This is a genomic window from Nocardia sp. NBC_00565, from assembly GCF_036345915.1.
Classification (GTDB): domain Bacteria; phylum Actinomycetota; class Actinomycetes; order Mycobacteriales; family Mycobacteriaceae; genus Nocardia.
This window is the reverse complement of record NZ_CP107785.1, coordinates 7,253,770-7,278,817: the sequence shown is the minus strand read 5'-3', so window position 1 is coordinate 7,278,817 and position 25,048 is coordinate 7,253,770. Positions and strand designations below refer to the sequence as shown.

Annotated in this window: 23 protein-coding genes; 13 read left to right on the top strand and 10 right to left on the bottom strand. The window is 65.8% G+C overall.

Annotation, left to right across the window (positions count from 1 at the left end; genetic code table 11):
- Positions 1-59: 59 nt before the first annotated feature.
- Positions 60-2,432, bottom strand: coding sequence for a penicillin-binding protein (locus OG874_RS33620; RefSeq protein WP_330251090.1), 2,373 nt, complete (start codon positions 2,430-2,432; stop codon positions 60-62).
- Between the two features lie 739 nt (positions 2,433-3,171).
- Here OG874_RS33620 and OG874_RS33615 point away from each other — a divergent pair.
- The gene (locus OG874_RS33615; RefSeq protein ID WP_330251089.1) at positions 3,172-3,495 is read left to right on the top strand and encodes a WhiB family transcriptional regulator; all 324 of its coding nucleotides are present in this window, start codon (positions 3,172-3,174) and stop codon (positions 3,493-3,495) included.
- 133 nt (positions 3,496-3,628) lie between these two features.
- On the opposite strand, the gene OG874_RS33610 is transcribed toward OG874_RS33615, so the two are convergent.
- Both OG874_RS33610 and OG874_RS33605 read right to left on the bottom strand, forming a co-directional pair.
- On the bottom strand, positions 3,629-4,768 hold the full coding sequence (locus tag OG874_RS33610) for an ArsA family ATPase (protein WP_330251088.1): 1,140 nt from the start codon (positions 4,766-4,768) through the stop codon (positions 3,629-3,631).
- Positions 4,765-5,784 (bottom strand): ArsA-related P-loop ATPase, encoded by a 1,020-nt coding sequence (locus tag OG874_RS33605; protein ID WP_330257535.1) that lies wholly within the window; start codon positions 5,782-5,784, stop codon positions 4,765-4,767. Before OG874_RS33605 ends, OG874_RS33610 begins: the two co-directional genes overlap by 4 nt.
- A 180-nt stretch (positions 5,785-5,964) precedes the next feature.
- Here OG874_RS33605 and OG874_RS33600 point away from each other — a divergent pair, with 180 nt between their 5' ends.
- The 3 genes from OG874_RS33600 (at position 5,965) to OG874_RS33590 (ending at position 7,464) form a co-directional block, all read left to right on the top strand.
- On the top strand, positions 5,965-6,126 hold the full coding sequence (locus tag OG874_RS33600; RefSeq protein WP_330251087.1) for a DUF4177 domain-containing protein: 162 nt from the start codon (positions 5,965-5,967) through the stop codon (positions 6,124-6,126).
- Between the two features lie 16 nt (positions 6,127-6,142).
- On the top strand, positions 6,143-6,601 hold the full coding sequence (locus OG874_RS33595) for a RidA family protein (protein WP_330251086.1): 459 nt from the start codon (positions 6,143-6,145) through the stop codon (positions 6,599-6,601).
- Between the two features lie 68 nt (positions 6,602-6,669).
- A complete protein-coding gene (locus tag OG874_RS33590) occupies positions 6,670-7,464 on the top strand; it encodes an MBL fold metallo-hydrolase (RefSeq protein WP_330251085.1) in 795 nt (264 codons plus the stop codon).
- 75 nt (positions 7,465-7,539) lie between these two features.
- Here the strand turns inward: OG874_RS33590 and OG874_RS33585 are convergent, their stop codons facing one another.
- Positions 7,540-8,214, bottom strand: a complete 675-nt coding sequence (locus tag OG874_RS33585) for a Crp/Fnr family transcriptional regulator (RefSeq protein WP_011206875.1) — start codon at positions 8,212-8,214, stop codon at positions 7,540-7,542.
- Between the two features lie 180 nt (positions 8,215-8,394).
- The gene (locus OG874_RS33580) at positions 8,395-8,637 is read right to left on the bottom strand and encodes a hypothetical protein (RefSeq protein ID WP_062980679.1); all 243 of its coding nucleotides are present in this window, start codon (positions 8,635-8,637) and stop codon (positions 8,395-8,397) included.
- 91 nt (positions 8,638-8,728) lie between these two features.
- Here OG874_RS33580 and nth point away from each other — a divergent pair, with 91 nt between their 5' ends.
- From nth to OG874_RS33560, 4 genes are all read left to right on the top strand, one after another.
- A complete protein-coding gene (gene nth / locus OG874_RS33575; protein ID WP_442943159.1) occupies positions 8,729-9,562 on the top strand; it encodes an endonuclease III in 834 nt (277 codons plus the stop codon).
- Positions 9,563-9,567: 5 nt separating this feature from the next.
- Positions 9,568-10,194: a TlpA family protein disulfide reductase gene (locus OG874_RS33570; RefSeq protein WP_330257533.1), complete on the top strand. Its 627-nt coding sequence runs from the start codon at positions 9,568-9,570 to the stop codon at positions 10,192-10,194.
- A 73-nt stretch (positions 10,195-10,267) separates the two neighbouring features.
- On the top strand, positions 10,268-10,987 hold the full coding sequence (locus OG874_RS33565) for an NUDIX hydrolase (RefSeq protein WP_330251084.1): 720 nt from the start codon (positions 10,268-10,270) through the stop codon (positions 10,985-10,987).
- Entirely contained in the window at positions 10,984-12,177 is a 1,194-nt protein-coding gene (locus OG874_RS33560; protein WP_330251083.1) for a MarP family serine protease, read from the top strand. The genes OG874_RS33565 and OG874_RS33560 overlap by 4 nt, the downstream gene beginning before the upstream one ends.
- Before the next feature lie 66 nt (positions 12,178-12,243).
- Here OG874_RS33560 and OG874_RS33555 read toward each other — a convergent pair whose 3' ends face one another.
- From OG874_RS33555 to acs, 4 genes are all read right to left on the bottom strand, one after another.
- A complete protein-coding gene (locus OG874_RS33555) occupies positions 12,244-13,179 on the bottom strand; it encodes an alpha/beta fold hydrolase (RefSeq protein ID WP_330251082.1) in 936 nt (311 codons plus the stop codon).
- Between the two features lie 71 nt (positions 13,180-13,250).
- Entirely contained in the window at positions 13,251-13,751 is a 501-nt protein-coding gene (locus tag OG874_RS33550) for a phage holin family protein (protein WP_330251081.1), read from the bottom strand.
- Positions 13,748-15,007: a Na+/H+ antiporter NhaA gene (gene nhaA, locus OG874_RS33545; RefSeq protein ID WP_330257532.1), complete on the bottom strand. Its 1,260-nt coding sequence runs from the start codon at positions 15,005-15,007 to the stop codon at positions 13,748-13,750. Before nhaA ends, OG874_RS33550 begins: the two co-directional genes overlap by 4 nt.
- 179 nt (positions 15,008-15,186) lie before the next feature.
- Positions 15,187-17,142 carry an acetate--CoA ligase gene (gene acs, locus OG874_RS33540; RefSeq protein ID WP_330251080.1) on the bottom strand — a complete coding sequence of 652 codons (1,956 nt, stop codon included), beginning with the start codon at positions 17,140-17,142 and terminating at the stop codon, positions 15,187-15,189.
- A 433-nt stretch (positions 17,143-17,575) separates the two neighbouring features.
- Between acs and OG874_RS33535 the strand changes: the two genes are divergently transcribed.
- The 5 genes from OG874_RS33535 (at position 17,576) to OG874_RS33515 (ending at position 23,678) form a co-directional block, all read left to right on the top strand.
- Positions 17,576-19,174, top strand: a complete 1,599-nt coding sequence (locus OG874_RS33535) for a peptide ABC transporter substrate-binding protein (RefSeq protein ID WP_330251079.1) — start codon at positions 17,576-17,578, stop codon at positions 19,172-19,174.
- A gap of 64 nt (positions 19,175-19,238) precedes the next feature.
- Positions 19,239-20,165 carry an ABC transporter permease gene (locus OG874_RS33530; protein WP_330251078.1) on the top strand — a complete coding sequence of 309 codons (927 nt, stop codon included), beginning with the start codon at positions 19,239-19,241 and terminating at the stop codon, positions 20,163-20,165.
- On the top strand, positions 20,158-21,111 hold the full coding sequence (locus tag OG874_RS33525; protein ID WP_330251077.1) for an ABC transporter permease: 954 nt from the start codon (positions 20,158-20,160) through the stop codon (positions 21,109-21,111). Before OG874_RS33530 ends, OG874_RS33525 begins: the two co-directional genes overlap by 8 nt.
- Positions 21,112-21,119: 8 nt before the next feature.
- The gene (locus OG874_RS33520) at positions 21,120-22,811 is read left to right on the top strand and encodes an ABC transporter ATP-binding protein (protein ID WP_330251076.1); all 1,692 of its coding nucleotides are present in this window, start codon (positions 21,120-21,122) and stop codon (positions 22,809-22,811) included.
- Between the two features lie 117 nt (positions 22,812-22,928).
- On the top strand, positions 22,929-23,678 hold the full coding sequence (locus OG874_RS33515) for an oxidoreductase (protein ID WP_330251075.1): 750 nt from the start codon (positions 22,929-22,931) through the stop codon (positions 23,676-23,678).
- 510 nt (positions 23,679-24,188) lie between these two features.
- Here OG874_RS33515 and OG874_RS33510 read toward each other — a convergent pair.
- Positions 24,189-25,004, bottom strand: coding sequence for an HAD family hydrolase (locus tag OG874_RS33510; protein ID WP_330257531.1), 816 nt, complete (start codon positions 25,002-25,004; stop codon positions 24,189-24,191).
- Positions 25,005-25,048 lie beyond the last annotated feature (44 nt).

Genomic DNA, 25,048 nt, shown 5'->3' with positions numbered 1-25,048 from the left:
AACAAACGAAACCGCCGACTCGGATCACCTCCGGGTCGGCGGTTTCGTATTGTGTCGAGCTATCGAGGGGCCGGGAACCCCGGGATACTCGGGAATCCGGGGATTCCGGGAATGTTCGGAAGTGGAATGCCGGGCGCCGGCGCGGGTCCGGGCGCCGGTGTCGGCACCCGTTGGGTTCCGTCACTGATATAGATGGTGATCACGGACCCGGGAATCGCCGATCCGTTCGGTGCGGTCCCCATGACGGTCCCCTTCGGCGGCGCACCCGCCCCGTTCACCGGTGACACCTGGAAGCCCGCAGCCACCAGCGCGGCGGTCGCCTGCCCCTGAGTCATGTTGGTGACGTCGGGGACCTGGGCCTGGTTCGACCCGCGCACGTATTTATCGTCCAACGGCGGCAACCCGGGCGGTGGGAAGTTCCCGGTCACCGGTTTGATCGCGTTGAACCAGGTCCTGGCGGGCTCGTTACCACCGAAGAGATTGCCGTCACCGCAGCTGCGCAGCGGGAACGAGCAGATCTCGCCGGGCGTCGGGCTGTCGCCGTAGACATAGGCCGCGGCCGCCAGCGAGTTGGTGAAGCCGACGAACGCCGAGGAGCGGTGGCTCTCGGTGGTGCCTGTCTTGGCCGACAGCGGCAGGTTCCAGCCGGAGGCCTGCGCCGCACCGGCCGCGGTACCGCTGATGTCGTCCTTACTCATCGCGTTCGCCAGGGTGTTCGCCAGTCCGGGCTCGACGACCTGTTCGCAGGCCTGCTGGGTCAGCGGCACCGGCCGGTCGTAGCGGTCGATCACTTCCTTGATCGGCGAGGGCGGGCACCAGCGGCCGCCGGAACCCAAGGTGGCGGCCACATTCGACAACTCCAACGGGTTGATCGCGACCGGGCCGAGGGTGAAGGAGCCGAGGTTCTGCTCCTTGATCATGTCGGCCAGGCTCTGGTTACCGTGGCCCGAGGTGCCCGCCTCGGTGTAGGAGCGCATGCCGAGGCGCACCGCCATATCGACGGTCGGGGTGACGCCGACGGCCTGGATCAGCTTCACGAACGCCGTATTCGGCGAGGTGGCCAGCGCCTCGGTCACCGACATCGGCGACTTGTAGTTGCCCGCGTTCTGCACGCAGTAGGTGGCCGGCGGGCAGCCGCGCGCACCACCGTTACCCATGCCCTTGGCCTCGAACCGGCCCGGCACATCGAGCTGGGCGTTGATGCCCATGCCCTTCTCCATGGCGGCGGCGGTGGTGAAGAGCTTGAAAATCGAGCCGGCGCCGTCACCGACCATCGAATACGGCTGCGGCTGCACGGTTTCGTTGGCCTCCCGATTGAGGCCGTAGGTGCGGCTGCTCGCCATGGCGAGTACCGGATGCGAATCCTGGCCCGGCCCGACCACCGACATCACCTGCGCGATGTCGTCGAGGTTCGGGTTCGCGGCCTCGGAGACCGAACGCTTCGTCGAATCCTGCACCGCCGGATCGAGGGTGGTCTTGATCTTGTAGCCGCCGGTGTTGAGCTGTTCGCGGCTGATACCCGCGTTGGCCAGGTACTGCATCGCGTAATCACAGAAGAAGCCGCGATCGTTGGCGGCGATACAACCGCGCGGCAGGCCGTTGGGCTCGGGCAGCACGCCGAGCGGTTCGGACTTGGCCTTGCGGAACTCCTCGGCCCGGCTCGGAATGTTCTGGATCATGGTGTCCAGCACGGTATTGCGCCGCTGCAGCACGCCCTCGGGGTTGGTGTAGGGATTCAGCTTCGAGCTGGACTGCACCATGCCCGCCAGCATCGCCGACTGCGACAGGTTCAGGTTGACCGCGTCGATACCGAAATATGTCCGCGCCGCGTCCTGGATGCCATAGGAGGAGTTACCGAACGGGACCAGGTTCAGATACCTGGTGAGGATCTCGTCCTTGGTCAGCTCCCGGTCCAGGGTGAGCGCCATCCGGATCTCGCGCAGCTTGCGCGCGGGGGTGGTCTCGATGGCGGCCCGGCGCTCGGCGTCGGTCTTGGCGACAACGAGCAGCTGGAAGTTCTTCACATACTGCTGATCGAGGGTGGACGCGCCCTGCTGGACCTCACCGCTGGTCGTATTGGTGAGGAACGCGCGTAGTGTGCCCTGCCAGTCCACGCCCTCGTGTAAGGCGAAGCGCCGGTCCTCGATGGAGACGATCGCCAACTTCATATCGTTGGAAATCTGGTCGCTTGATACCTCGAAGCGGCGCTGCTCGTACAGCCAGGCGAAGGGTGTTCCATTCGCGTCGAGCATGGTCGAGACGGCGGGGGCGGTGCCCTCGACCAACTCCGCGGACACATTGTCGACGGCGTCCGCGGCTCGGTTGGAGACGAACCCGAAACCGCCTGCGAGAGGGAACAACAACCCGGCGACTAGCACGGCGGCCAGCGCGCAGCTGCCGCACAGCCTCGCGAGCGTATGTGTGATCGGCACGGACCCCAGACTACGGGGTGCCGATTCGGCTCTCTCGGGTGTGTTTGTGCTGATCATTTCGAGCGACCTGCAAGCAGTCGCTACGGCTCTTTTCGAGCGACCTGCAAGCAGTGGCTACGGCTCTTTTCGAGCGACCTGCAAGCAGTGGCTACGGCTCTTTTCGAGCGACCTGCAAGCAGTGGCTACGGCTCTTTTCGAGCGACCTGCAAGCAGTGGCTACGGCTCTTTTCGAGCGACCTGCAAGCAGTGGCTACGGCTCATTTCGAGCGACCTGCAAGCAGTCGCGACGACCCTTGCGAGCGATCTGCAAGCAGTCGCTATGACCATGTCGAGCGATCCGCAAGCAGCCGCTGCAGCCCTTTCGAGTGACCTGCAAGCGCCGCTGCAGCCCTTTCGAGCGATGTGCGAGCAGTCCGCTACGGCCGCCAGAACTTGCGCTTCGAGCGCCCGAATGGGCGTGTCGCGGGACTTGATGCGGCGTGTCGTCGGAGGGCGAGCCGCATGTCGAGTCAACCGCCCGGTTCTCTATCACGTTTGCAGGGACGGACGTACCAAAAAGTCTCGGAACGGTCTTGCGCAGAAGCCATACCTTTACCTAGATTGAGAACCCAGTGTGATAGAGCTAACACTCAAAGTGGAATGTGGTGCAGTTCGCAGCGGGGATTGGGTTGCTGCGACACTGACACGCGATTCTGGAGCGCCGTTGACCCGGTGTTCGGACTGCAAAGGGGCACACCAAATGCACATGACAACCCCCATCGCTCGATTGGACGTAGAGCAGGCCGAAGCAAGGATCGCCTGGGTAGCCCAGGCCCGATGCAAGGAAGTAGACCCTGATCAACTGTTCGTCCGCGGCGCGGCGCAGCGCAAGGCGGCGACGATCTGCAGGCACTGCCCGGTGCTGATGCAGTGTGGGGCCGATGCTCTCGATAATCGAGTGGAGTTCGGAGTGTGGGGTGGTATGACCGAACGGCAGCGTCGCGCGCTGCTGAAGCAGCACCCGGAGGTGACCTCGTGGGCCGACTTCTTCCAGGCCCAGCGTCAGCATCAGGTCGCCATCTGACTCGGATAGAACGGAAACGAGCCCGCGATTGCGGGCTCGAGTCCGTTAATGGGGCTATATCAATCCGATATCAGAATGACACGGTGGCCCAGCCGATTTCGGCCCAGATGATTTCGGCTCGGGCGACCACCGATCAGGCGGTCACATCGACCGCGTGCGCATCGGTGAGTTGATCACCGACCGCCCGCAGCGCATCCAGATCGGAGACCTCGAAGGGCAGCGCGGTCACCGAGGTGATCGGCACCCGTGGATGCGCACCGGTGAACCGGTGCAGCAGATGCTGTTCACGCTTCGCGGTGGCGACTCGCTGGGCGTGAATGCGCAGCACCGAGGCGGTCAGCGGATCGGATTCGGCCAGCTGATCTGCGGCGGTCTGCGCGTGATCGGCGGGCAGCGAGCTGAGCACCGGATGCGTCCGATTCAGTACCAGTCCGGCCAGCGGCATCCGTTCGGTCGAGAGGCGGTCGACGAAGAACGAGGCCTCGCGCAGGGCATCCGGTTCGGCGGCCGCGATCACCAGAAAGTGCGTGCCCGGCTTGGCGAGCATCGCGTAGGTCCGGTCCGCTCGATCCTGGAAACCGCCGAACAGCGAGTCCAGTGACTGCAGGAAGTTCGACGCATCCTTGAGCATCTGACCGCCGACGATGGTCGACACACCGCGCACCGCCAGGCTCATCGCACCGGTCACCAGCCGGGTGACGCCGCGGCCGGGGGCCATGATGACCCGGATCATCCTACCGTTCAAGAAGTTTCCGAGACGCTTGGGCGCGTCGAGGAAGTCCAGCGCGTTGCGCGACGGGGGAGTGTCGACCACGATGAGGTCCCACTCCTTGCGCCCGGCCAACTGGCCGAGCTTCTCCATCGCCATGTATTCCTGGGTGCCGCCGAAGGACGAGGCGACGGTCTGATAGAAGGGGTTGGCGAAAATCTGCTCCGCCTTGTCCGCACTGGTGTGCTCGAGCACCATATCGTCGAACGTGCGGCGCATATTGAGCATCATCGCGTGCAGTTCACCCTTGGCCTCCGGACCGAGCGCCACCCGCTGCGGCGCGTTGTCCAGATCGGCGACACCGAGTGACTGAGCCAGCCGGCGCGCCGGATCGATGGTGAGCACCACGACCTTGCGACCCCGCTCGGCCGCGCGCAATGCGATGGCCGCCGCGGTGGTCGTCTTGCCGACGCCACCGGCGCCGCAGCAGACCACGACACGCGCCGTGCGATCCTCGATGATCCTCGAAATATCCAGTGGCGCGGCCACATTCGGAGCGGTCATCGAACCCCCTGCTTACTTAGATGTTCCGCCAGTTCGTAGAGCCCGCCGAGATCCATACCGTCGGCGAGGGCGGGCAGATACATCCGCGCCACATCCACTTTCGCGAGTTCGGTGGCGCTGTCGTCCTGTGCCTGCAAAGTGGCCGAGTGCTCGACGGTTTCGGTGATCAGCCCCTGGAAGTCCTGGTCCGACAACGAGATTCCGGCCTCGGTGAGTCCGGCGCGAAGGGTGTCGCGGTCGATATCGCCGCGCGCGGCCTTACTGCGCACCTCGGCGGGCAATTGGCTCTTGGTCGCCCGGTTCACGATTACGGTGCCGATCCGCAAGTCGTTGGCGGTGAGTTCGGCGACCGCGTCGGCGGTCTCCTGCACCGGCAGTGCCTCCAGCAGCGTGACCAGATGGATCATGGTCTGGTCGGAGTGCAGCAGCCGCGAGACGCCCTCGGCCTGCGCGGCGATCGGCCCACCCTTGGCTACCTCGACCATCGCCTGGGTGACATCGAGGAAGCTGGCGATCCGTCCGGTCGGCGGTGCGTCGACAACGATCTCGTCGAAGGCGGGTTTGCCCTGCTTGTCCACCCGGACCGCGCATTCCTTGATCTTGCCGGTCAGGATGACGTCGCGCAGACCAGGTGCGATCGTGGTGACGAATTCGACCGCCCCGACCCGGCGCATCGCCCGCCCGGCGAAGCCGAGGTTGTAGAACATGTCGAGGTATTCGAGGAAGGCATGCTCGATATCGAGTGCCAACGCGACCACTTCACCGCCGCCATCCGCGGTGGCGATCCTGGTCTCGGTGGGTGGCAATGGCGGCAGATCGAACAGTTGGGCAATGGACTGTCTGCTCTCCACCTCCACCAACAGCACCCGCCGTCCACCCGCGGCCAGCGCGAGCGCGAGCGCCGCGGCGACCGTCGACTTGCCGGTTCCCCCTTTGCCGGAAACATAGTGCAAGCGGGCCTTATCCGCGCGCTCCGGCCACCCCGTTTCCAGCCCCGGCTCCGCCGAAATGGGCACTGCTGTTGGTACTCCCACGATCGCGAGCCTATAACCCGTGCTGAGATCGCGCCCCGGGGATATGGTTACTGGTTCATTTTCGCGGACATTCCGTCCCAGACAGTGCGGCGAGACGCTGTGGACACCGCCGCTGACATGCCGCGGGTACGGATGAACCCCGACCTCTATACGCTCTGGCGTATGAGTGATTCGACACTGTGGGAGTACGCGACCGTTCCGCTGTTGACGCATGCGACCAAGCAGATCCTCGACCAGTGGGGCGCCGACGGCTGGGAGCTGGTGACCGTGCTTCCGGGCCCGACCGGCGAGCAGCACGTCGCCTACCTCAAGCGCCCCAAGTAGAGAAGGGACTTCGCCAATGACCCAGTGGGAGAAGAACCTCGCCCAGCTCGGTTTGACCCTACCGCCGGTCGTGGCGCCGGTCGCGGCCTACATTCCGGCGATCCGCACCGGTTCGCTCGTCTATACCTCCGGACAGTTGCCGTTCGTGGACGGTCAGCTCTCGGCGACCGGCAAGGTCGGCGCGGAGGTCTCGCTCGAAGACGCCAAGGAAGCCGCGAAGCTCTGTGCGCTCAACGCGATCGCCGCGGTGCACGACCTGGTCGGGCTCGACGCCGTCGTGCGGATCGTCAAGGTCGTCGGATTCGTCGCCTCCGCACCGGGATTCACCGATCAGCCGCAGGTCATCAATGGCGCCTCGGAGCTGCTCGGCGCGGTCTTCGGTGATGCGGGCGTGCACGCGCGCTCCGCGGTCGGCGTCGCCGAACTGCCACGCAATACTCCGGTCGAAGTCGAACTGATCGCCGAAGTGCGCTAGACAGGATCACGGACTGTTCGAGCGACAGTCACTTGCGGCCAAGGTTTTCGATCGACTGGGGTAATCCGATGACGCTCACCCATCCCGCCTACGGCCAGCTGCGGCAGGTCACGCCGACCGCGGCGGTCCTGCTCGCGGACAATCCCGGCCAGATGACGCTGGAGGGCACCAACACCTGGTTGCTGCGCGCACCCGGGGAATCGGATTATGTGGTCGTCGATCCGGGACCGAAGGACAAGGCGCACAGCGCGGCGATCGCCCGCGCCACCGACGGCAATATCGCGCTCACCCTGATCAGCCATCGGCATCACGATCACACCGGCGGTATCGACCGCTTGGTCGAGCTGACGGGGACGCCGGTGCGGGCCAGGACCGCCGAATTCCTGCGCGGCTCCGAGGCGCCGCTGGCCGCCGGCGAGGTGATCGAGGCGGCCGGTCTCCGGATCACCGTCCTCGACACCCCGGGCCACACCAAAGATTCGGTGAGCTTCGTCCTCGACGACGCGGTATTGACCGGTGACACCATCCTCGGCTTCGGGACCACCGTGCTGGACTCCAGCGACGGCACCCTCGCCGATTACCTGGCATCGCTGGACAAGCTGGTCGAGGTGGGTGCGGGACGGGCACTGCTGCCCGCGCACGGTCCGGATCATCCCGATCTGGAGCCGATCGCCCGCTACTACATCGCGCACCGGCAAGAACGCCTCGAGCAGGTACGCGAAGCGCTACGCGTACTCGGCCCGGACGCGGGTGCGATGGCGGTGGTGCGCAAGGTCTACGCCGATGTCGACAAGCGGCTGTGGCCGGCCGCGCGCAGTTCGGTGCAGGCGCAATTGGAGTATCTGCGGTCCGCGACCAACTGACCATCTGACCTGGGAACACGCCAGCACGCTGAGTTCATTGGAACGCTTGAACTCAGCGTGCTTTCGCGTATTTATTCAGCGCGCGCGGCGGGCCAGGCGCTCGGAGTCGGAGATCAACACACTCTTGCCCTCCAGCCGGAGCCAGCCGCGATGCGCGAAGTCGGCAAGGGCCTTGTTCACGGTTTCACGAGAGGCGCCGACCAGCTGGGCGATCTCTTCCTGGGTCAAGTCGTGGGTGACCCGCAGCGCACCGGCCTCCTGGGTGCCGAACCGCTGCGCGAGCTGCAGCAACGCCTTGGCGACCCGGCCGGGGACATCGGTGAAGATCAGATCGGCCAGGTTGTTATTGGTACGGCGCAAACGACGGGCGAGAACGCGGAGCAACTGCTCGGCGATCTCGGGCCGCTGGTCGATCCAGGACTTGAGTGCGTCTCGGTCCATGGTGACCGCGCGAACCTCGGTCACGGTGGTTGCGGTGGAGGTGCGCGGACCCGGGTCGAAGATCGACAGCTCACCGAACATGTCCGACGGACCCATGATGGTCAGCAGGTTCTCTCTGCCGTCCGGGGAACGCCGTCCGATCTTCACCTTGCCGGAGGTGATGATGTACAACCGGTCGCCGGGTTCGCCCTCGTTGAAGATGACATGGCCGCGCGGAAAATCCACGGGCTGCAGTTGTTTGGCGAGAGCCGCCACCGCGGTGGGCTCTACGCCTTGGAAGATGCCTGCTCTGGCGAGGGCCTCGTCCACGAATGTGCTCCTTATGGGAAATGGCTCTGTCCTGGACCGAAGCGATTCGGCCAACAGCGCAGTCTACGCGGCATTACGACAGCGTAGTGACAGACACCACGTAACGAGTGGATTGCGCGCTGCGCCCCTAGCGGCTGCGCGCAGGTCGCTCGAAAGAATCAGGTCATGTGTAATTGGGTTTCAGCTCGCGCGTGCGACGTCCAATTCTTCGCCACGGGACCGGCGCTTGCGCATCCGTGCCACCGCGGCGGGTAGTCCGAGCTTCGTCAGCTCCTTCACTTCGGCGTTACTTGCCTTGTCCAGGTACTGCTGAACCTCTTCGTCGGGTTCGAGAAGTTTGCGGAGCCGATTCTCGACCCGCTCCATGCCCAGTGCAAAAAGCATCAGCACCACTGGGAAGAGCACCACAGCGAGTCCTTGCATGACGAGCAGTAAACACGGTCTAGGTCTCAGATGGAACACGGCAAGAGATCTAGGAGGGCAACGTTATGGGGTGATTCCGTATGGTGGACGCGTGCGTGTCTCCCCCTCCACAGCCGCCATCGGCGGGTCTTCGCCTGCCGCCGAGGCGACCGATGCGCAACCCGCCGCGGTCCCCGTTCCGAAACGTAAATCCCGAGCGCGACAAGCGGAAACCCAGCTCGGCCTTACCCGAAGGGCCCGCCGGATGAACCGTGTACTCGCGGTGGCATTCCCGGACGCGCACTGTGAGCTCGACTTCACCACGCCACTCGAATTGGCGGTCGCCACAATACTTTCCGCGCAGTGCACCGATGGGCGAGTGAATCTGACCACACCGGCACTGTTCACCAAGTATCCGGACGCCCGCGCCTACGCCGGTGCGAACCGCGCCGAGCTGGAGGAATACATCCGGCCGACCGGCTTCTTCCGGAACAAGACCAGTTCTCTGATCGGGCTCGGGCAGGCACTGGTCGAGCGCTATGACGGTGAATTGCCTCACACCCTCGACGAACTCGTGCAATTGCCGGGCATCGGCCGCAAGACTGCCAACGTCATCCTCGGCAACGCCTTCGGGGTGCCCGGCATCACAGTCGACACCCATTTCGGTCGTCTGGTGCGCCGCTGGGCGTGGACCACCGAGGAAGATCCGGTGAAGGTCGAACACGCCATCGGTGAGCTGATCGAGCGCAAGGAATGGACGATGCTGTCCCATCGCGTGATTTTTCACGGGCGCCGGGTCTGTCATGCCCGTAAACCCGCATGCGGTGTCTGCATCCTGGCCAAGGACTGCCCCTCGTTCGGAACCGGGCCGACCGATCCGGATACCGCGGCCAAGCTCGTGAAGGGGCCGGAGGCGGAGCACCTGCTCGAGCTGGTGGGCCGGTGAGACGGATACCTGTCGCGGCGCGCTTGGCGCTGGCAGGGTTGATCACCGTGGTGGCCTTGGCGGTCGCGCTGTGGCCCCGCACCCACGACGACACCGCCGCCGGCGGCGATCATCCGGCGAATTCCGTCGCGACGGCCTCGGTCGAGGCGCGCACCGCCGCCCGGCTCTCGCCATGTCCGATACCGACGCCGGACGCGATCGGCGGCGGGCCGCTGACGGGGATCAGCGTCGACTGTCTGGCGGACGGAAAACCGGTCGATCTGGCCACCGCGCTCGCGGGCAAACCGGCACTGCTGAACCTGTGGGCGTACTGGTGTGGGCCGTGTGCCAAAGAGTTGCCGTTTGTGCAGGAGTACGCGCGACGCGCCGGAAACGCGATTACCGTGCTGACGGTGCACAGCGATCCGGATGAGGCAAGGGCGCTTGCGCTGCTGACCGAGTTGAAGGTGACGTTGCCGGGCGTGCTCGACGCGCGCGCCAAGGTGCGTACCGCGGTCGGTGCGCCAGCGGTGCTGCCGGTGTCGGTGCTGCTGCGTGCGGACGGATCGGTCGCCGAGGTGGTGGTGCGCGCCTTCAACGGTGTCGAGGACATCGCCGACACGGTCGAGAACAATCTGGGAGTCGCCGCATGACCGAGTCAGGGCCCGGAGGAGGCAGCGTGCGTAACCACGTAGGGCCCCTCGGGCTTGCAGAAACGGATGCCGCATGACCGAGATCGCCACGCCGGGCAGCATCCCGCGGTGGCTGCGTCGAGCGGCCGATCCCAATACCGACGGCTCCGACACGCTCACCATCGCGCGGGCGATGCGCCGGGCCATATCCATCAGCACGACACCGCGCCAGGCGGCCGTGCTGGTGTTGTTCAGCGGTTCGCCCGAATCGGATCCCGAGGCGCCGGGCGGGCTGCCCGCCAATGCGGACGTGCTGCTCACCCAGCGCGCGTCCACCATGCGCCAGCACCGCGGCCAGGTCGCCTTTCCCGGCGGTGCGGTCGATCCGGGCGACGCGGGGCCGATCGATACCGCGCTGCGCGAGGCCTGTGAGGAGACCGGGCTGGCGCGCGAAGGCGTCGAACCCTTCGCCGTACTGCCGAAACTGTTCGTCCCCCCGTCCCGATTCGATGTGACCCCGGTGGTGGCCTACTGGCACACCCCGAGGAAGGTCCGAGTGGTCAATCAGAGCGAGACCGAACGCGTGGTGCGCGTACCACTGGCCGAGTTGCTCGATCCGGCGAACCGGTTCATGGTGCGTGGCAGCCTCGGCTATCAAAGCCCCGCGTTCCAGGTGGACGGGATGCTGGTGTGGGGACTGACCGGCGGCATTCTGGCCGGCATCTGCAAATCCGCCGGATGGGAACGGGATTGGGACCGCGGCGATGTTCGTGATCTAGAGTCCGCGCTCGCGGCCGTTGGGATGACGTTATGAGTTCATCGGCTTGGCTCGATATCGCGGTGGTGCTGCTCGCGCTGCTCGCCGCCTCCTCCGGCTGGCGGCAGGGCGCGGTGGCCTCCGCACTGGCCTTCCTCGGCGTGGTGCTCGGCGCGGTCGCCGGCATCCTCATCGCGCCGCACATTCTGATCCACGTCAACGAGGGCAGACCCCGGGTGCTCACCGGCGTGCTGCTGATCGTGCTGTTGGTGATCGTCGGTGAGGTCGCGGGCATGGTCCTGGGCCGCGCCGCGCGCGGCGGGATGCGGCATCCGTTCACCCGCAGTGTGGACAGCGTCGTCGGCGCGGTGTTGCAGGCGGTCGCGGTGCTGGTCACCGCCTGGCTGCTGGCGCTGCCGCTGGCCACCTCGTCGCAGCCGGCCATCGCCTCGGCCATCAACGGCTCGAAGGTGCTCGCCGATGTCAACGATGTCTCGCCGAACTGGTTGCGGCGGCTGCCCAACGAATTCTCCAGGCTGCTCAACACTTCTGGGCTGCCGGACGTCATCGGACCGTTCGGCCGTGCGCCGATCGCGGCGGTCGAGCCGCCGGATCCCAGCGTGCTCGCCAGCCCGGTCGCGGCCTCGCTGCAGCAGAGCGTGGTGCGCATCCGCGGCGTCGCGCCGAGCTGCCAGCGCGCGCTGGAGGGCTCCGGCTTCGTGATCGCGCCCGAGCGGGTGATGACCAACGCGCACGTGGTCGCCGGTACGACCAGCGTCAGCGTGGACACGGCGCGCGGTCCGCTGGAGGCGACGGTGGTGCTGTTCGATCCGTCCAAGGATGTCGCGGTGCTCGCGGTGCCCGGCCTGACTGCCCCGATCGTGCCGCAGGCCCCCTCGTCCGCGCACTCCGGCGACAGCGCCATCGTGCTCGGGTATCCGGGTGGTGGGCCGTATACGGCCAGCGCGGCGCGCGTGCGCGAAACCCTGGATCTGACCGGACCGACCATCTACCGCAACGGCACCGTGGAGCGCGAGGTCTACACCGTCCGCGGTCTGGTGCGGGCAGGCAATTCCGGTGGGCCACTGGTGGATACGGAGGGTCAGGTGCTCGGCGTGGTCTTCGGCGCCGCCGTCACCGACGACGACACCGGTTATGTGCTGACCCTGAACGAGGTTCGGGCACAGCTGGAAGCCGCTGCCGGGGCCAACACCGCGATCCAGACCGGAGCCTGCGTACTCAGCTGATACGTCGGGGCGACGGGGCATCCAGCCCTGTCGCCCCCGGTCAGTTGGGCCCCAGCGGGACCGGGATTACGTGAGCAGCTTGGCCAACTCGGTCGTGACGGCGTCCGGATTCTCTTGATGCGCAAAGTGACCCGCGCCCGGAATCACCACCTGCCGCCGCTGCGGCGACAACCGGCGGCCGCGCTGGAAGGTCGCGGGCAGGATGTAGCCGTCGAGCTCACCGCGCATGGCCAGCACCGGAATGCGGATCGGCTGGCGCATGGTGGCCATGAACCGCCGACCGTCCGGCCGCCATTGGCTGCGGAAGGCCCAGCGCTGGTATTCCAGCGCACAGTGCGCCGCACCGGGTATCTGGATGGCCGAGCGCATCCGATTGGCCGTCTCGATGAATTCGGCGGTACCCGACCAGGCGCGGCTCACCCGCAGGCGCAGCAGCCGCTCCACCTCGAAGCCGTCACCGGAGGTGAGTAGATGTTCGCCGTACCGGGGCAGCTGATAACGCAGGAAATTCGGCAGCCAGGTGTGACGCTGACGCCGGTCGCGCAGTACCGCGCTCTTGAGCGCGGCCGGATGCGGCGAGCTCACCAGCGCGATCGACCGCACCAGCCGTGGGTGCAGCACCGCGGTCGTCCAGCAGACCAGGCCGCCGTCGGCGTGCCCGACCAGTGTGGCCTCGGAATAGCCCATGGCGCGGATGAGCCCGGCGATATCGCCCGCGAGCGTCCAGCCGTCATAGCCGCGCGGCGGTTTATCGCTGTCGCCGTAACCGCGCAGATCCACCGCGACCGCGCGGTAGCCCAGTTCGGCGAGTCCGGTCAGCTGATGCCGCCAGGACCACCAGAGGTCGGCGAAGCCGTGCAACAGCACCACCAGTGGTGCGTCCGCGCGGTCCGGCGCCGCTTCGACGATGTGGAAGCGAATGCCGTTGGCATGCACGTCCCGATGCGTCCACGGACCGTCGTAACGGACGCTGGACGGATCGGGAAACGAGTTGGACGACACGCCGATCGAGCCTACTGGGGGGCGTGCCTCGCCGCCTAGTCGACGCAGCCGTGCCGAGTGACCGGTGCCGGTTACGTCGACGGCTTCTCGAGCACGAGGTGTTCTTCGTGCGAGCCGAATCCGCTCGGCAGTACCGTGCGCGCCTGTTTCAGTGAATCGATCGTCTTCTCCGGCGCGCGCAGTTTCTTGACTCGCAGATAGCCGAGCAGTGCCAGCACCGCCGTCGCGACGATCATCAACAGGAACACGATCAGGAAGGCCGCCCAGCGCGCCAGCCAGACATCGAGCAGTTCGCCGAGGAAGAAGAAAAAGAAGAACGTGCTGAACAGCAGGACGGTCAGCGCGAGGATGAAGTAGACGCTGCCCTGCAGCCCCTTCTTGATCTCCCCGGTCACCTCGGCCTTGGCCAGTTCGACCTCGGCGCGCACCAGCGTCGACATCTGCTCGGTGGCGTCGCGGACCAGGGTGCCGAAGCTCGCCGATCCGGTCGGGTTGGCATCCGAGAGGGGAATCGAGGTGACAGTGCGGTCACGACGCGACTCGTCCCCGTTACCACCGTTTGTGAAGCTCACTTGGTCGACCCTTCTCCCTGTCCCTGCACTGCTTCCGCCTCAGTCTCTCGTTCTAGCGCACGCGCGTGCTGTCGCGCCTGGTGGACACGCCCACGTCGCAACAGTAGCGCCGAACCCGCGAGCGACGCCGCCATTGATGTCACCAACACCGCGGCCTTCGCCAATTCGGCGGCCGAGCCGTCGCCGACGTCGGCCAACGCGAGTTCTGCCACGAGAAGGCTAACCGTGAAGCCGATCGCGCCGAGCACCGAGAGGGCGAAGATGTCTCGGTAGCCCAGACTCGCCGGCCGCTTCGCGATGCCCAATCGGATTGCCACCCAGCTGATCCCGAAGATACCGATGGTCTTGCCGAGCAGTAGTCCGAGAATTACCGCCAGCGACACCCTGTCGCTGAACAGCTGTTGGAAGACCTTGCCGTCCAATGGAACTCCGGAGGCGAACAACGCGAACAGCGGCACGCACAAGCCCGCCGAAATCGGCTGGATCAGATGCTCGAGCCGGGTCGCGGGCGCCCGGTCCTCACCCGGGTCCTTGCGCACCCTGGTGAGCAGGCCGAGTGCGACACCGGCCAGGGTCGGATGGATACCGGCCTCGTGCAGCGCGTACCAGGAGATCAGCGCCAGCGGCAGATAGACCAGGGGCGTGGCGATCCGCTTGTGCTGGGCCAGCGCCCACCCCGCGAAACAGGCCGCCGCCGCCAACAGCCACAGCGCCGACAGCGTCGTGGTGAACAGCACCGCGATCAGGATGATGGCGAGCAGATCGTCGACCACCGCGAGGCTGAGCAGGAACACCCGCGCGCTCGCCGGAATCCGGGAGCCGGTCATGGCGAGCACAGCCAGCGCGAACGCGATATCGGTCGCCACCGGGATGGCCCACCCCCGGTCCATGCCTGCCGCGCCGAATCCGACGGCCAGCGCGATCAGCGCGGGCGTGACCACGCCGCCGACCGCCGCGATGATCGGCAGCGCGGCCCGTTTGGGATCGGCGAGCTCACCGACCACCAGCTCGCGTTTGAGTTCGAGTCCGGCGACGAAGAAGAAGATGGCCAGCAGACCGTCCTTGGTCCAGTCCGCGGCGGTGAGATCCAGATGCAGCGCCTTGATGGGCAGCACGGTTTCGGTGACGGTGAAGTAGCTGTCGCCCCACGGCGAGTTCACCCACAGCAATGCCGCCGCGGCCGCGACCAGAAGGATCGCGCCGCCGACGGTTTCGGTGCGTAGGTAGCGCGTCAGCTCCGACCGCACTTGGGTGATCACGGGAAACCTTCCGGCAGGGTGGTCAGGGCTGCGGACGCACATCCCACCGCTTCGGCTTTCGGGTACACGACCGCATGCCGACCAGACTTCCCGGCACACCTTGCGCAATTCTAACGGGTAGGGCCGGTGACGGATTCCGTCACCGGCCCTACGATGTCGCGCTCAGCTGTGCTACCTCAGTCGCGGCTGGCCCGGATCGCCTCGAAGACGTTGGGATCGACCAGCGTCGAGGTGTCACCGAGATCCCGGCCCTCGGCGACGTCGCGCAGCAGCCGGCGCATGATCTTGCCGCTGCGGGTCTTGGGCAGCTCGGGCACCACGTGGATCTCGCGTGGCCGCGCGATCGGGCTGATCTCGCGCGACACCTCCGCCTTCAGTTCGCCGACCAGCGCCGCGCCGGTGTCCTTGGCCTCGGCGGTCAGGATCACGAACGCGACGATGCCCTGCCCGGTGGTGTCGTCACTGGCACCGACCACCGCGGCCTCGGCGACACCGGAGTGCCCGACCAGCGCGGACTCGACCTCGGCGGTGGAGATGCGGTGACCCGACACGTTCATCACGTCATCGACGCGGCCCAGCACCCACAGATCACCGTCGGCGTCGAGTTTGGCGCCGTCACCGGCGAAGTACCAGCCCTGCTCGGCGTAACGCTGCCAGTAGGTGGCCCGGTAGCGCTGCATATCGCCCCAGATGCCGCGCAGCATCGACGGCCACGGCTGATCGAGCACCAGATAGCCGTTGGCCTCGGTCTCACCGAGCCGCACCGGCCTTCCTTCCTCGTCCACGACCTTCGCCGAGATGCCGGGCAGCGGCGTCATCGCCGCACCGGGCTTGGCGGCGGTGACGCCCGGCAGCGGGGAGATCATGATCGCGCCGGTCTCGGTCTGCCACCAGGTGTCCACGATAGGCGCGGTGCTCGCGCCGATCACCTCCCGATACCAGCGCCAGGCCTCGGGGTTGATCGGCTCACCCACCGAGCCGAGCAACCGAATGCTGGACAGGTCGTGTGCGGCCGGAATCTCGCGGCCCCACTTCATGAACGTACGCACCAGCGTGGGTGCCGTGTAATAGATGCTGACACCGTACTTTTCGACGATCTGCCAGTGCCGGTGCTCGTCGGGGAAGTTCGGGGTGCCCTCGTAGACCACCTGGGTCACGCGGTTGGACAGCGGCCCGTACACGATATAGGTGTGCCCGGTGACCCAGCCGATATCGGCGGTGCACCAGTAAACGTCTTGTCCCGCTTTGTGATCGAAAACGTTGTGGTGGGTGTAGGCGGCCTGGGTCAGGTAGCCGCCGGTGGTGTGCAGGATGCCCTTGGGTTTCCCGGTGGTGCCCGAGGTGTAGAGGATGAACAGCGGATGCTCGGCATCGAAAGCCCGCGCCTCGTGCTCGGGCGACGCGGTCGCGACCGTCTCGTGCCACCACAGGTCCCGGCCCTCGGTCCACGGCACCTCGATATCGGTGCGCCGCACCACCAGCACATGCTCAACGCTGTGTGGCACATCCCCGTTCGCGTACAGCGCCTCATCGACCGCCTCCTTGAGCGGAGCGGCCTTACCACGCCGCCACTGACCGTCGGTAGTGATGATCAGCCGGGCACTCGCGTCGTCGACCCGCTGACGCAGCGCGGTGGGGGAGAAGCCCGCGAAGACCACCGAATGCGTCAAACCCAATCGCGCACAGGCCAGCATCGACACGATCGCCTCGGGCACCATCGGCATATAGATCGCGACTCGATCGCCCGCCTCGAGCCCGAGCACAGTGAGATAGTTCGCAGCGCGCGACACCTCGGCCAGCAGTTCGGTATAGGTGATATCACGGGAATCACCCGGCTCGCCCTCCCAATGAATGGCGACCTGATCACCGTGCCCGTCCAGCACATGCCGGTCCACACAGTTGTAGGCCACATTGAGCTTGCCGTCGACGAACCACTTCGCCACCGGCGCGTCGCTCCAATCCAGCACCTGCGTCCATGGCTGATCCCAGTGCAGCCGTCCGGCCTGCTCGGCCCAGAACACGTCGCGCTCAGCCGCGGCCCGCTGGTACAGCGTGGCATCGGCGTTCGCCGCGGCCGCGAACTCCGCGGACGGCGGGTACGACTCCCGGTGGTCGGCGGTGGTATCGGTCATCTCGTCTCTTCCTTCACGTAGCCGGTGGTGCTGGCAGTCGCAGTCGAATTCGACAGTAACCAACTGTGACCCGCACTGCGGCCGGTGTGTCCAACGGGTTTCCATCCGGTCACCGCGCCGGGTATGCTGCGCGATCCCCTGACAAACCGGCCCTTCGGTCGCTATCGTTATTGATCTGCCAGCTTCGGATACCGGAAGCCCAACGGAGGCATAGTTCCGGCGTATGTCCGTTTTTCCATGAATGTTTAGCGTGTTTCGACGATGTTGCCGGATTGGTAACAAGTGGAACGAACCTCGGTCAATCCGGTGACAATTCTGCTTCGAATAGCTAACGTCCCAGGCATTCCAAGGCGGATCGAGTCGAGGCGCGCTGGGCAGTTGCGCATGCGTGGTCGCGGATCCCCTTCGCCTGTCTCGAAATCGGGAGAACGCGTTGAGATTCAACAGAGCTACAGCGTTGACCGCGGCAGTACTGCTGGCCACAAGCCTGGGACTGTCCGCATGTTCGTCGAGCGATAGTGCCGATGCCGACATCGTCACCACGAACGCCGGTGAGCCGCAGAATCCGTTGGTGCCCACCAATACCAACGAGAATATGGGTGGCCGCGTCGTCGACCGACTGTTCGCGGGTCTGAAGTACTACGACGGCAAGGGCGTCTCGCACGACGAGATGGCCGAGTCGATCAAGACGACCGATCGCAAGAACTACACCATCACCATCAAGCCGGACTGGAAGTTCACCGACGGCACCACGGTGACCGCGAAGTCGTTCGTCGACGCCTGGAACTACGGCGCCCTCGGCACCAATGGCCAGTTGCAGAGCTATGTGTTCACCCCGATCGTCGGCTTCGACGAGGTGTCGGCGGAAAAGCCGACGGCACAGACGATGGCGGGGCTGAAGGTGGTCGACGACCGGACCTTCACCGTCGAATTGAAGACGCCGTCCATCGACTTCGAGACCGAACTCGGCTACGCGCCGTTCTACCCGCTGCCCGAGGCCGCCTTCAAGGATATGAAGGCCTTCGGTGAGAACCCGATCGGCAACGGCCCGTACAAGTTCCAGACCTGGGAGCACAACGTCAAGATCGACCTGGTGCCCAACCCGGAATACAAGGGCGGCCGCCCGCCCAAGAACAAGGGCCTGCGCTTCGTCATGTACCAGTCCTTCGACACGGCGTACTCGGATCTGCAGGCGGGCAATCTCGATACCCTCGACACGATTCCGGATAGCGCGCTGACCTCCTACAAGAAGGACCTCGGCGATCGCGCGATCCTCGAGCCGTCCGCGCAGAACCAGCACATCGGCGTCCAGGCCAACGTCGCGCACTTCGGTGGTGAGGAGGGTCTGCTGCGGCGCCGGGCCATCTCGATGGCGATCAACCGCCAGCAGATCTGCGACACCATCTTCAACGGCACCAAGATCCCGGCCCGGGACTTCACCTCCAGCACCCTGCCCGGATTCAACGGCAACCTGCCGGGTTCGGAGGTGCTGAACTACAACCCCGACGAAGCCAAGAAGGTCTGGGCGCAGGCCGACGCCATCTCGCCGTGGTCGGGTCGCTACGAGATCGCCTACAACTCCGACGGCGGCCACCAGGCGTGGATCGAGGCCGTGGCCAACAGCATCAAGAACACCCTCGGTATCGACGCCGTCGGCACGCCGTACCCGACCTTCAAGAACATCCGGGATCTGGTGAACCAGAAGACCATCGGCAAGTCGTTCCGCTACGGCTGGCAGGGTGACTACCCGACCATGCTGCAGTTCCTCACCTCGCAGTACTACAGCTACTCCGATACCAACAACGTCGACTACAAGAGCCCCGAATTCGACCACCTGCTCGACGCCGCGCTGGCCGCGCCGACGCTGGAAGAGTCGTACAAGATCGTGGCGCAGGCGCAGGCGTTGCTGATCAAGGATATGGCCGACATCCCGGTGCTCGATTATCTTGCCGCCGCGGGTCGTTCGGACAAGGTGAAGAAGGCCGATCTCGCGTGGAACGGTCTGTTCGACTTCGAAAACATCGAGAAGTAGCCGCTCGGCCGGTCGTGCCGTCATGACCTGACGGCACGACCGCGCCGCTCACCCAGGAGACGAAATGGCCTGGTATGTCTTGCGGCGTCTGCTTCAAATGATCCCCGTATTCCTCGGGGCGACGCTGCTCATCTATGCACTGGTCTTCCTAGTTCCGGGCGATCCGATCCACGCACTGGCCGGCGACAAGCCGATGACGCCCGCGGTGGAAGCCCAACTCCGTGCGCGGTACCACCTGGACCGCCCGTTCTTCGTGCAGTACCTGCTGTATCTCAAGGGCATCTTCACCCTCGACTTCGGCACGGCCTTCTCCGGCCGCCCGGTGCGTGACGAGCTGGCCCGTGCCTTCCCGATCACGATCAAACTGGCCTTCATGGCGGTGCTCATCGAAGGCGTCTTCGGTGTTGTATTCGGTCTGATCGCGGGTCTGCGCAAGGGCAAACTGTTCGATTCGACGCTGCTGGTGGTCAGCCTGATCATCATCGCCGTGCCGATCTTCGTGATCGGCTTTCTCGCCCAGTTCGTACTCGGCGTGAAATGGGGTATCGCCCCGGTGACCGTGACCGGCAAGGCGAGCGTCGGTGAACTGCTCGTGCCCGCGTTCGTCCTCGGGTCGCTGTCGTTCGCCTATGTGCTGCGACTGACCCGAAACTCGGTGGCGGAGAACATGTCCGCCGATTACGTGCGGACCGCCACCGCGAAAGGGCTGAGCCGCCCGCGCGTGGTCACCGTACACATTCTGCGCAACTCGATGATCCCGGTGATCACCTTCCTCGGCGCCGATCTTGGTGCGTTGATCGGCGGCGCGGTCGTCACCGAGGGCATCTTCAACATTCCCGGCGTCGGTGGGACGTTGTACCAGGCGATCACCCGCGGTGAACCACCGACGGTGGTCTCGTTCGTCACCGTGCTGATCGTGATCTTCCTGATCTCGAATCTGATCATCGACCTGCTCTACGCCGCGCTCGACCCGAGGATCCGATATGCCTGACCTCGAAAAGAAAGCTCCGGACAGGCAGCCGCACTTCGTCGCACCGCCCGATGAGGTCGAGGTGCTCGCCACCGACCAGGTCGTCGACACCGGCTCGCCGACCAGCATCTGGCAGGACGCGTGGCGTCAGCTGCGCCGCAATCCGATCTTCATCATCGCCACGGTGCTGATCCTGTTCATCGCCATCGTGGTGCTGTGGCCCGGCCTGTTCTCCGATCAGGATCCGCGCTACTGCAACGGCGATTTCAGTATGGATCCGCGCGGGCCGGGGCACCCCTTCGGTTTCGACAAACAGGGCTGCGACGTCTACACCCGAACCGTCTACGGCGCACGGGCTTCCGTCATGGCCGGGCTCGGTGCGACGACCGTGTTCCTGCTGGTCGGTGGCACGCTCGGGGCGCTCGCGGGCTTCTACGGCGGGCTGCTCGATTCGGTGGTCTCGCGCGTCGCGGAGATCTTCTACGCGATTCCGCTGATGCTGGCCGCGATCGTCATCATGCAGCTGCTCGATTCGCGGACCATCTGGACCGTCATCCTGATCCTGGCCGCGTTCACCTGGCCACAGGCGGCGCGCATCGCGCGCAGTGCGGTGATCGAGGCGAAGAACAGCGAATACGTCACGGCGGCAAAGGCATTGGGCGTATCCCGAATACGCACGCTGCTGCGCCATGTACTGCCGAACGCGGCGGGACCGCTGATCGTGGTCACCACGATCTGGCTCGGCGCGTTCATCGTCACCGAGGCGACACTGTCCTACCTCGGTGTCGGACTGCCGCGCACGATCGTGTCCTGGGGCTCCGATATCAACACCAATCAGCACGAGCTGCGCGGCGGATCACCGATTTTGTTCTATCCCGCAACGGCTTTGGCGCTCACCGTGCTGAGTTTCATCCTGCTCGGCGACGCATTGCGGGACGCGCTCGATCCGAAGGCGAGGAAGAGGTGACCGCGACGATGTCCGATAGACCATTGCTCGAGATCGAGGATCTCAACGTCTGCTTCTCTTCCGAGGGCAAGAAGATTCCGGCGGTTCGCGACGTCAGCCTGTCGGTCTATCCGGGCCAGACGGTCGCGATCGTCGGTGAATCCGGTTCCGGGAAATCGACGACCGCACACAGCATCATCGACCTGCTGCCCGGCACCGGGCAGGTCACCTCCGGCTCGATCATGTTCGACGGCAGGGATCTGGCGAAGGCGTCGAAGAAGGATGTCGTCGCGGTCCGCGGCAGCGGCATCGGGTTGGTCCCGCAGGATCCGATGTCGAATCTGAACCCGGTGTGGAAGGTCGGGTTCCAGATCCGGGAGACGTTGGAGGCCAACGGGATTGCCAAGGGCAAGGCGGCCAAACAGCGCGCCATCGAGTTGCTCGAGGAAGCCGGAATGTCCGATGCGGCACGCCGGGTCAACCAGTATCCGCACGAATTCTCCGGCGGTATGCGCCAGCGCGCGCTCATCGCCATCGGACTGGCCTGCCGCCCCAAACTGCTGATCGCCGACGAGCCGACCTCGGCCCTGGACGTCACCGTGCAGCGCCAGATCCTCGACCACCTCGATGGACTCACCAGCGAACTCGGCACCGCGGTGTTGCTGATCACCCACGACCTCGGCCTGGCCGCCGAGCGGGCCGAGCATCTGGTGGTGATGTATCGCGGGAAAGTGGTGGAATCCGGTCCGGCACTGCAGATCCTGCGCGAACCGCAGCACCTGTACACCAAGAAGCTGGTGAATTCGGCGCCCTCGCTGGCCTCGCAGCGACTCTCCTCGGTACGCGAGCGCATCGAGGTGCGTAAGCAGGCCGTGCAGGTCGCCGAGGAGGTCGCGGCGGCCGATACCGAACTCGCGGTGGTATCCGATGACGTCGTGGTCGCGCGGAATCTGACCAAGGCGTTCAAGATTCGCGGCAGTACGCCGTGGAAGTCGACCGATTTCATCGCGGTCGACGACGTGTCGTTCCGGCTCAAACGCGGCACCACCACGGCCATCGTCGGCGAGTCCGGATCGGGCAAGTCGACTGTGGCGCAGATGGTTCTGGGGTTGCTCGAACCGACCTCGGGATCGGTGACCTTCGACGGCAAAGAAGTGGCGCGGCTGGATCGCAAGGGCGCGTTCGCCTTTCGCCGCCGGGTGCAGCCGATCTTCCAGGATCCCTACGGTTCGCTGGATCCGATGTACTCGATCTACCGCACCATCGAGGAGCCGCTGCGCACCCACCGGATCGGCACCGCCAAGGAACGCGAAGCGACGGTGCGCGATCTGCTGGACAAGGTGTCATTGCCGTCCTCGGTGATGCGCCGCTACCCCAATGAGCTCTCTGGCGGCCAGCGTCAGCGCGTCGCGGTGGCGCGCGCCCTGGCCCTCGCTCCAGAGGTCGTGGTCTGCGACGAGGCGGTCTCGGCGCTGGACGTACTCGTCCAGGCCCAAATCCTCAAGCTGCTCAACGACTTACAAGCCGAACTCGGTCTTTCCTATCTGTTCATCACCCACGACCTGGCCGTCGTCCGGCAGATCGCCGACGACGTCCTCGTCATGCAGACCGGCAAAATCGTCGAAGCGGCCACCACCGACGATGTCTTCCAGAACCCCCGAGAGGAGTACACCCGCCGCCTGCTCGACGCCATCCCGGGCCGGGATTTGTTGGCGGGGTGACCAAGGTCCCGAACGGACCTACCCGGGCACAACAACGGAGCGAGTCTCGACGGCTCGGACGCGAGACACCAGGGGGCCGCGAACACGCCGCGCCGCAGGCCCGGCAAAATCAGCACGGTGACCGATCCGTTGAAGCCGCTTGTCGATCTGCCCGGTGTGCGCGAAGCCGCTGATAAGGCGCGCGACGCGCTCGCCGCGGTGCATCGGCACAAGGCGAACCGGCGGGGTTGGCCGACTACAGCGGCCGAGGCGGCGGTGCGGGCGGCCAGGTCATCGGCCGCGATCGAGGGCGCCAGTACCGAGCTGCCCGCCGACGGCCGGGTCGCGGACCCGATCCTGGCCGGGTCGCTGCGGGTCGGGCAGGCGCTCGATGGCGATGCATTGCGGAATCTGGTCGGCACCTGGCAGCGGGCGCCGCTGCAGGCGCTGGCCCGGCTGCATCTGCTCGCCGCGGCCGATCTGGTGACCGACGAGACCCTGCTCGGGCGGCCGCGTGGAGACGGTGGCGTGGCCGAACGGCTCGACCTGCTGGCGCAGACGGTGCTCGGATCCAGTGCGCCCGCGCCGGTCATCGCGGCGGTCGTGCACGGCGAGCTGCTGGCGTTGCGGCCGTTCGGTACGGCCGACGGCATCGTCGCGCGGGCGGCCTCTCGCTTGGTCGCGGCGTCCAGTGGGCTGGACCCGCACAGCCTCGGTGTGCCGGAAGTGTTCTGGTTGCGGCGGCGTCAGCAGTATCTGGATGCGGCGGCCGGGTTCGGCTCGGGGGCTCCGGATGCGGTGGGCAGCTGGGTGATCCTGTGCTGCGGCGCCTTCGAGGATGGTGCGCGGGAGGCCACATCGATCGCCGAGGCGGCGTCGGGGTCGTAAAGGGGGCCAGCACACATCAAAGCGGGCGGCGTTGTCGTTGACGACCTCACCGCCCGCTAGCACGGATACCGGGTTACCAAGCGTGCTGGGTGGGTTGTGTTCTGCGGCCTCGGCGATAATCCGGACTCCGGCGGTTCATCCCCGCAACCTGTGCGAGGCCCTCGCCGTCGAAAACCCGTATTTCGCAGGCCCACAACGCTTCTGCCCTTGTCGCGGCGCGCTCCGCGTGGGTACCTGGTGCCCGTGCTGGGAAGGGTGGGTCGGGGAGCTGAACCTTCTCTTCTGGTTCCGCTCAGGCCTTCCGTCCTTCCGTAGTTACCTTTTTACACTGTGACAGCCCTCACATCAAGGCTTGGGAAAACATTCAATAAACGGCGTGTCTACCGGCGTTTCGTGGTTAAATCCCTGGTCGCGACGCCCTCCGCGTTATGTCAGCAAACGCTCCCGCAAGCTGCCCGCCGCGCCCGGCGAACAGCCTCGGCAGCCGGCCGCGAACGGGTCAGCAATGGCTCAGCGGCGTCGCCGCAGCAACCGGTAACTGATCGCTCCGGCCACCACCGCGCTCAACCCGACCGCCGCGGTCGCGGCAAGGGTGGTCGACGACGGCGTCTGGAAACGCGCCCACAGCGATACCGGGTTGGAGAAGGTGAGGATCGGCCAACCCTTGGCCACCGCCTCGCGTCGCAGATTGCGATCCGGATTCACCGCGGTCGGATGCCCCACCGCGCTCAGCATCGGCACGTCGGTCACCGAATCGGAGTACGCGTAGCACCGCGAGAGGTCGTAACCCTCAGTGGCGGCGAGCTTTTCGATCGCGGTCACCTTGCCGGTCCCGTAGCAGTAGAACTCCACCTCGCCGGTGTAGTGGCCGTCCTCGACCACCATCCGCGTCGCCGCGGTATGCGAGGCGCCGAGCACCTCGGCGATCGGGCCGACGATCTCCTCGCCCGAGGCCGAGACGATCACCACATCGTGGCCCCGAATCTTGTGGTCGGCAATGAGATCGGCGGCCTCGGCGTAGATCAGCGGGTCGACGAGTTCGTGGAGTGTCTCGGCCACAATGGATTTCACCTGCTCGACGTCCCAGCCGGCGACCATATTCGTCAGGTTGGCGCGCATCCGCTCCATCTGGTCGTGGTCGGCGCCCGACAGCGTGAACAGGAAGTGGGCATAGCTGCTTTCGAGCACCGCACGTCGGTTCAGCAGGCCCTGCGCGTAGAAGGGCTTACTGAACACGTAGGTGCTCGACTTCGCGATCACCGTCTTGTCGAGATCGAAGAAGGCGGCGACGCGTTCGCCGCCCGCCGGTCGTTTCGTTGCCGTCACGTCCCGTGCCGTCTGGTCCGCGAACTCTGTCTGGTCGCCATCGG

Bases quoted from the DNA above. Each gene is read 5' to 3' on its own strand.
- OG874_RS33525 (WP_330251077.1), top strand. From the start codon at position 20,158: ATGCCTGACCTCGAAAAGAAAGCTCCGGACAGGCAGCCGCACTTCGTC.
- OG874_RS33600 (WP_330251087.1), top strand. From the start codon at position 5,965: ATGAGTGATTCGACACTGTGGGAGTACGCGACCGTTCCGCTGTTGACG.
- OG874_RS33580 (WP_062980679.1), bottom strand. From the start codon at position 8,637: ATGCAAGGACTCGCTGTGGTGCTCTTCCCAGTGGTGCTGATGCTTTTT.
- OG874_RS33565 (WP_330251084.1), top strand. From the start codon at position 10,268: ATGACCGAGATCGCCACGCCGGGCAGCATCCCGCGGTGGCTGCGTCGA.
- OG874_RS33595 (WP_330251086.1), top strand. From the start codon at position 6,143: ATGACCCAGTGGGAGAAGAACCTCGCCCAGCTCGGTTTGACCCTACCG.
- OG874_RS33560 (WP_330251083.1), top strand. From the start codon at position 10,984: ATGAGTTCATCGGCTTGGCTCGATATCGCGGTGGTGCTGCTCGCGCTG.
- OG874_RS33590 (WP_330251085.1), top strand. From the start codon at position 6,670: ATGACGCTCACCCATCCCGCCTACGGCCAGCTGCGGCAGGTCACGCCG.
- OG874_RS33520 (WP_330251076.1), top strand. From the start codon at position 21,120: ATGTCCGATAGACCATTGCTCGAGATCGAGGATCTCAACGTCTGCTTC.
- OG874_RS33610 (WP_330251088.1), bottom strand. From the start codon at position 4,768: ATGACCGCTCCGAATGTGGCCGCGCCACTGGATATTTCGAGGATCATC.
- acs (WP_330251080.1), bottom strand. From the start codon at position 17,142: ATGACCGATACCACCGCCGACCACCGGGAGTCGTACCCGCCGTCCGCG.
- OG874_RS33615 (WP_330251089.1), top strand. From the start codon at position 3,172: ATGCACATGACAACCCCCATCGCTCGATTGGACGTAGAGCAGGCCGAA.
- OG874_RS33530 (WP_330251078.1), top strand. From the start codon at position 19,239: ATGGCCTGGTATGTCTTGCGGCGTCTGCTTCAAATGATCCCCGTATTC.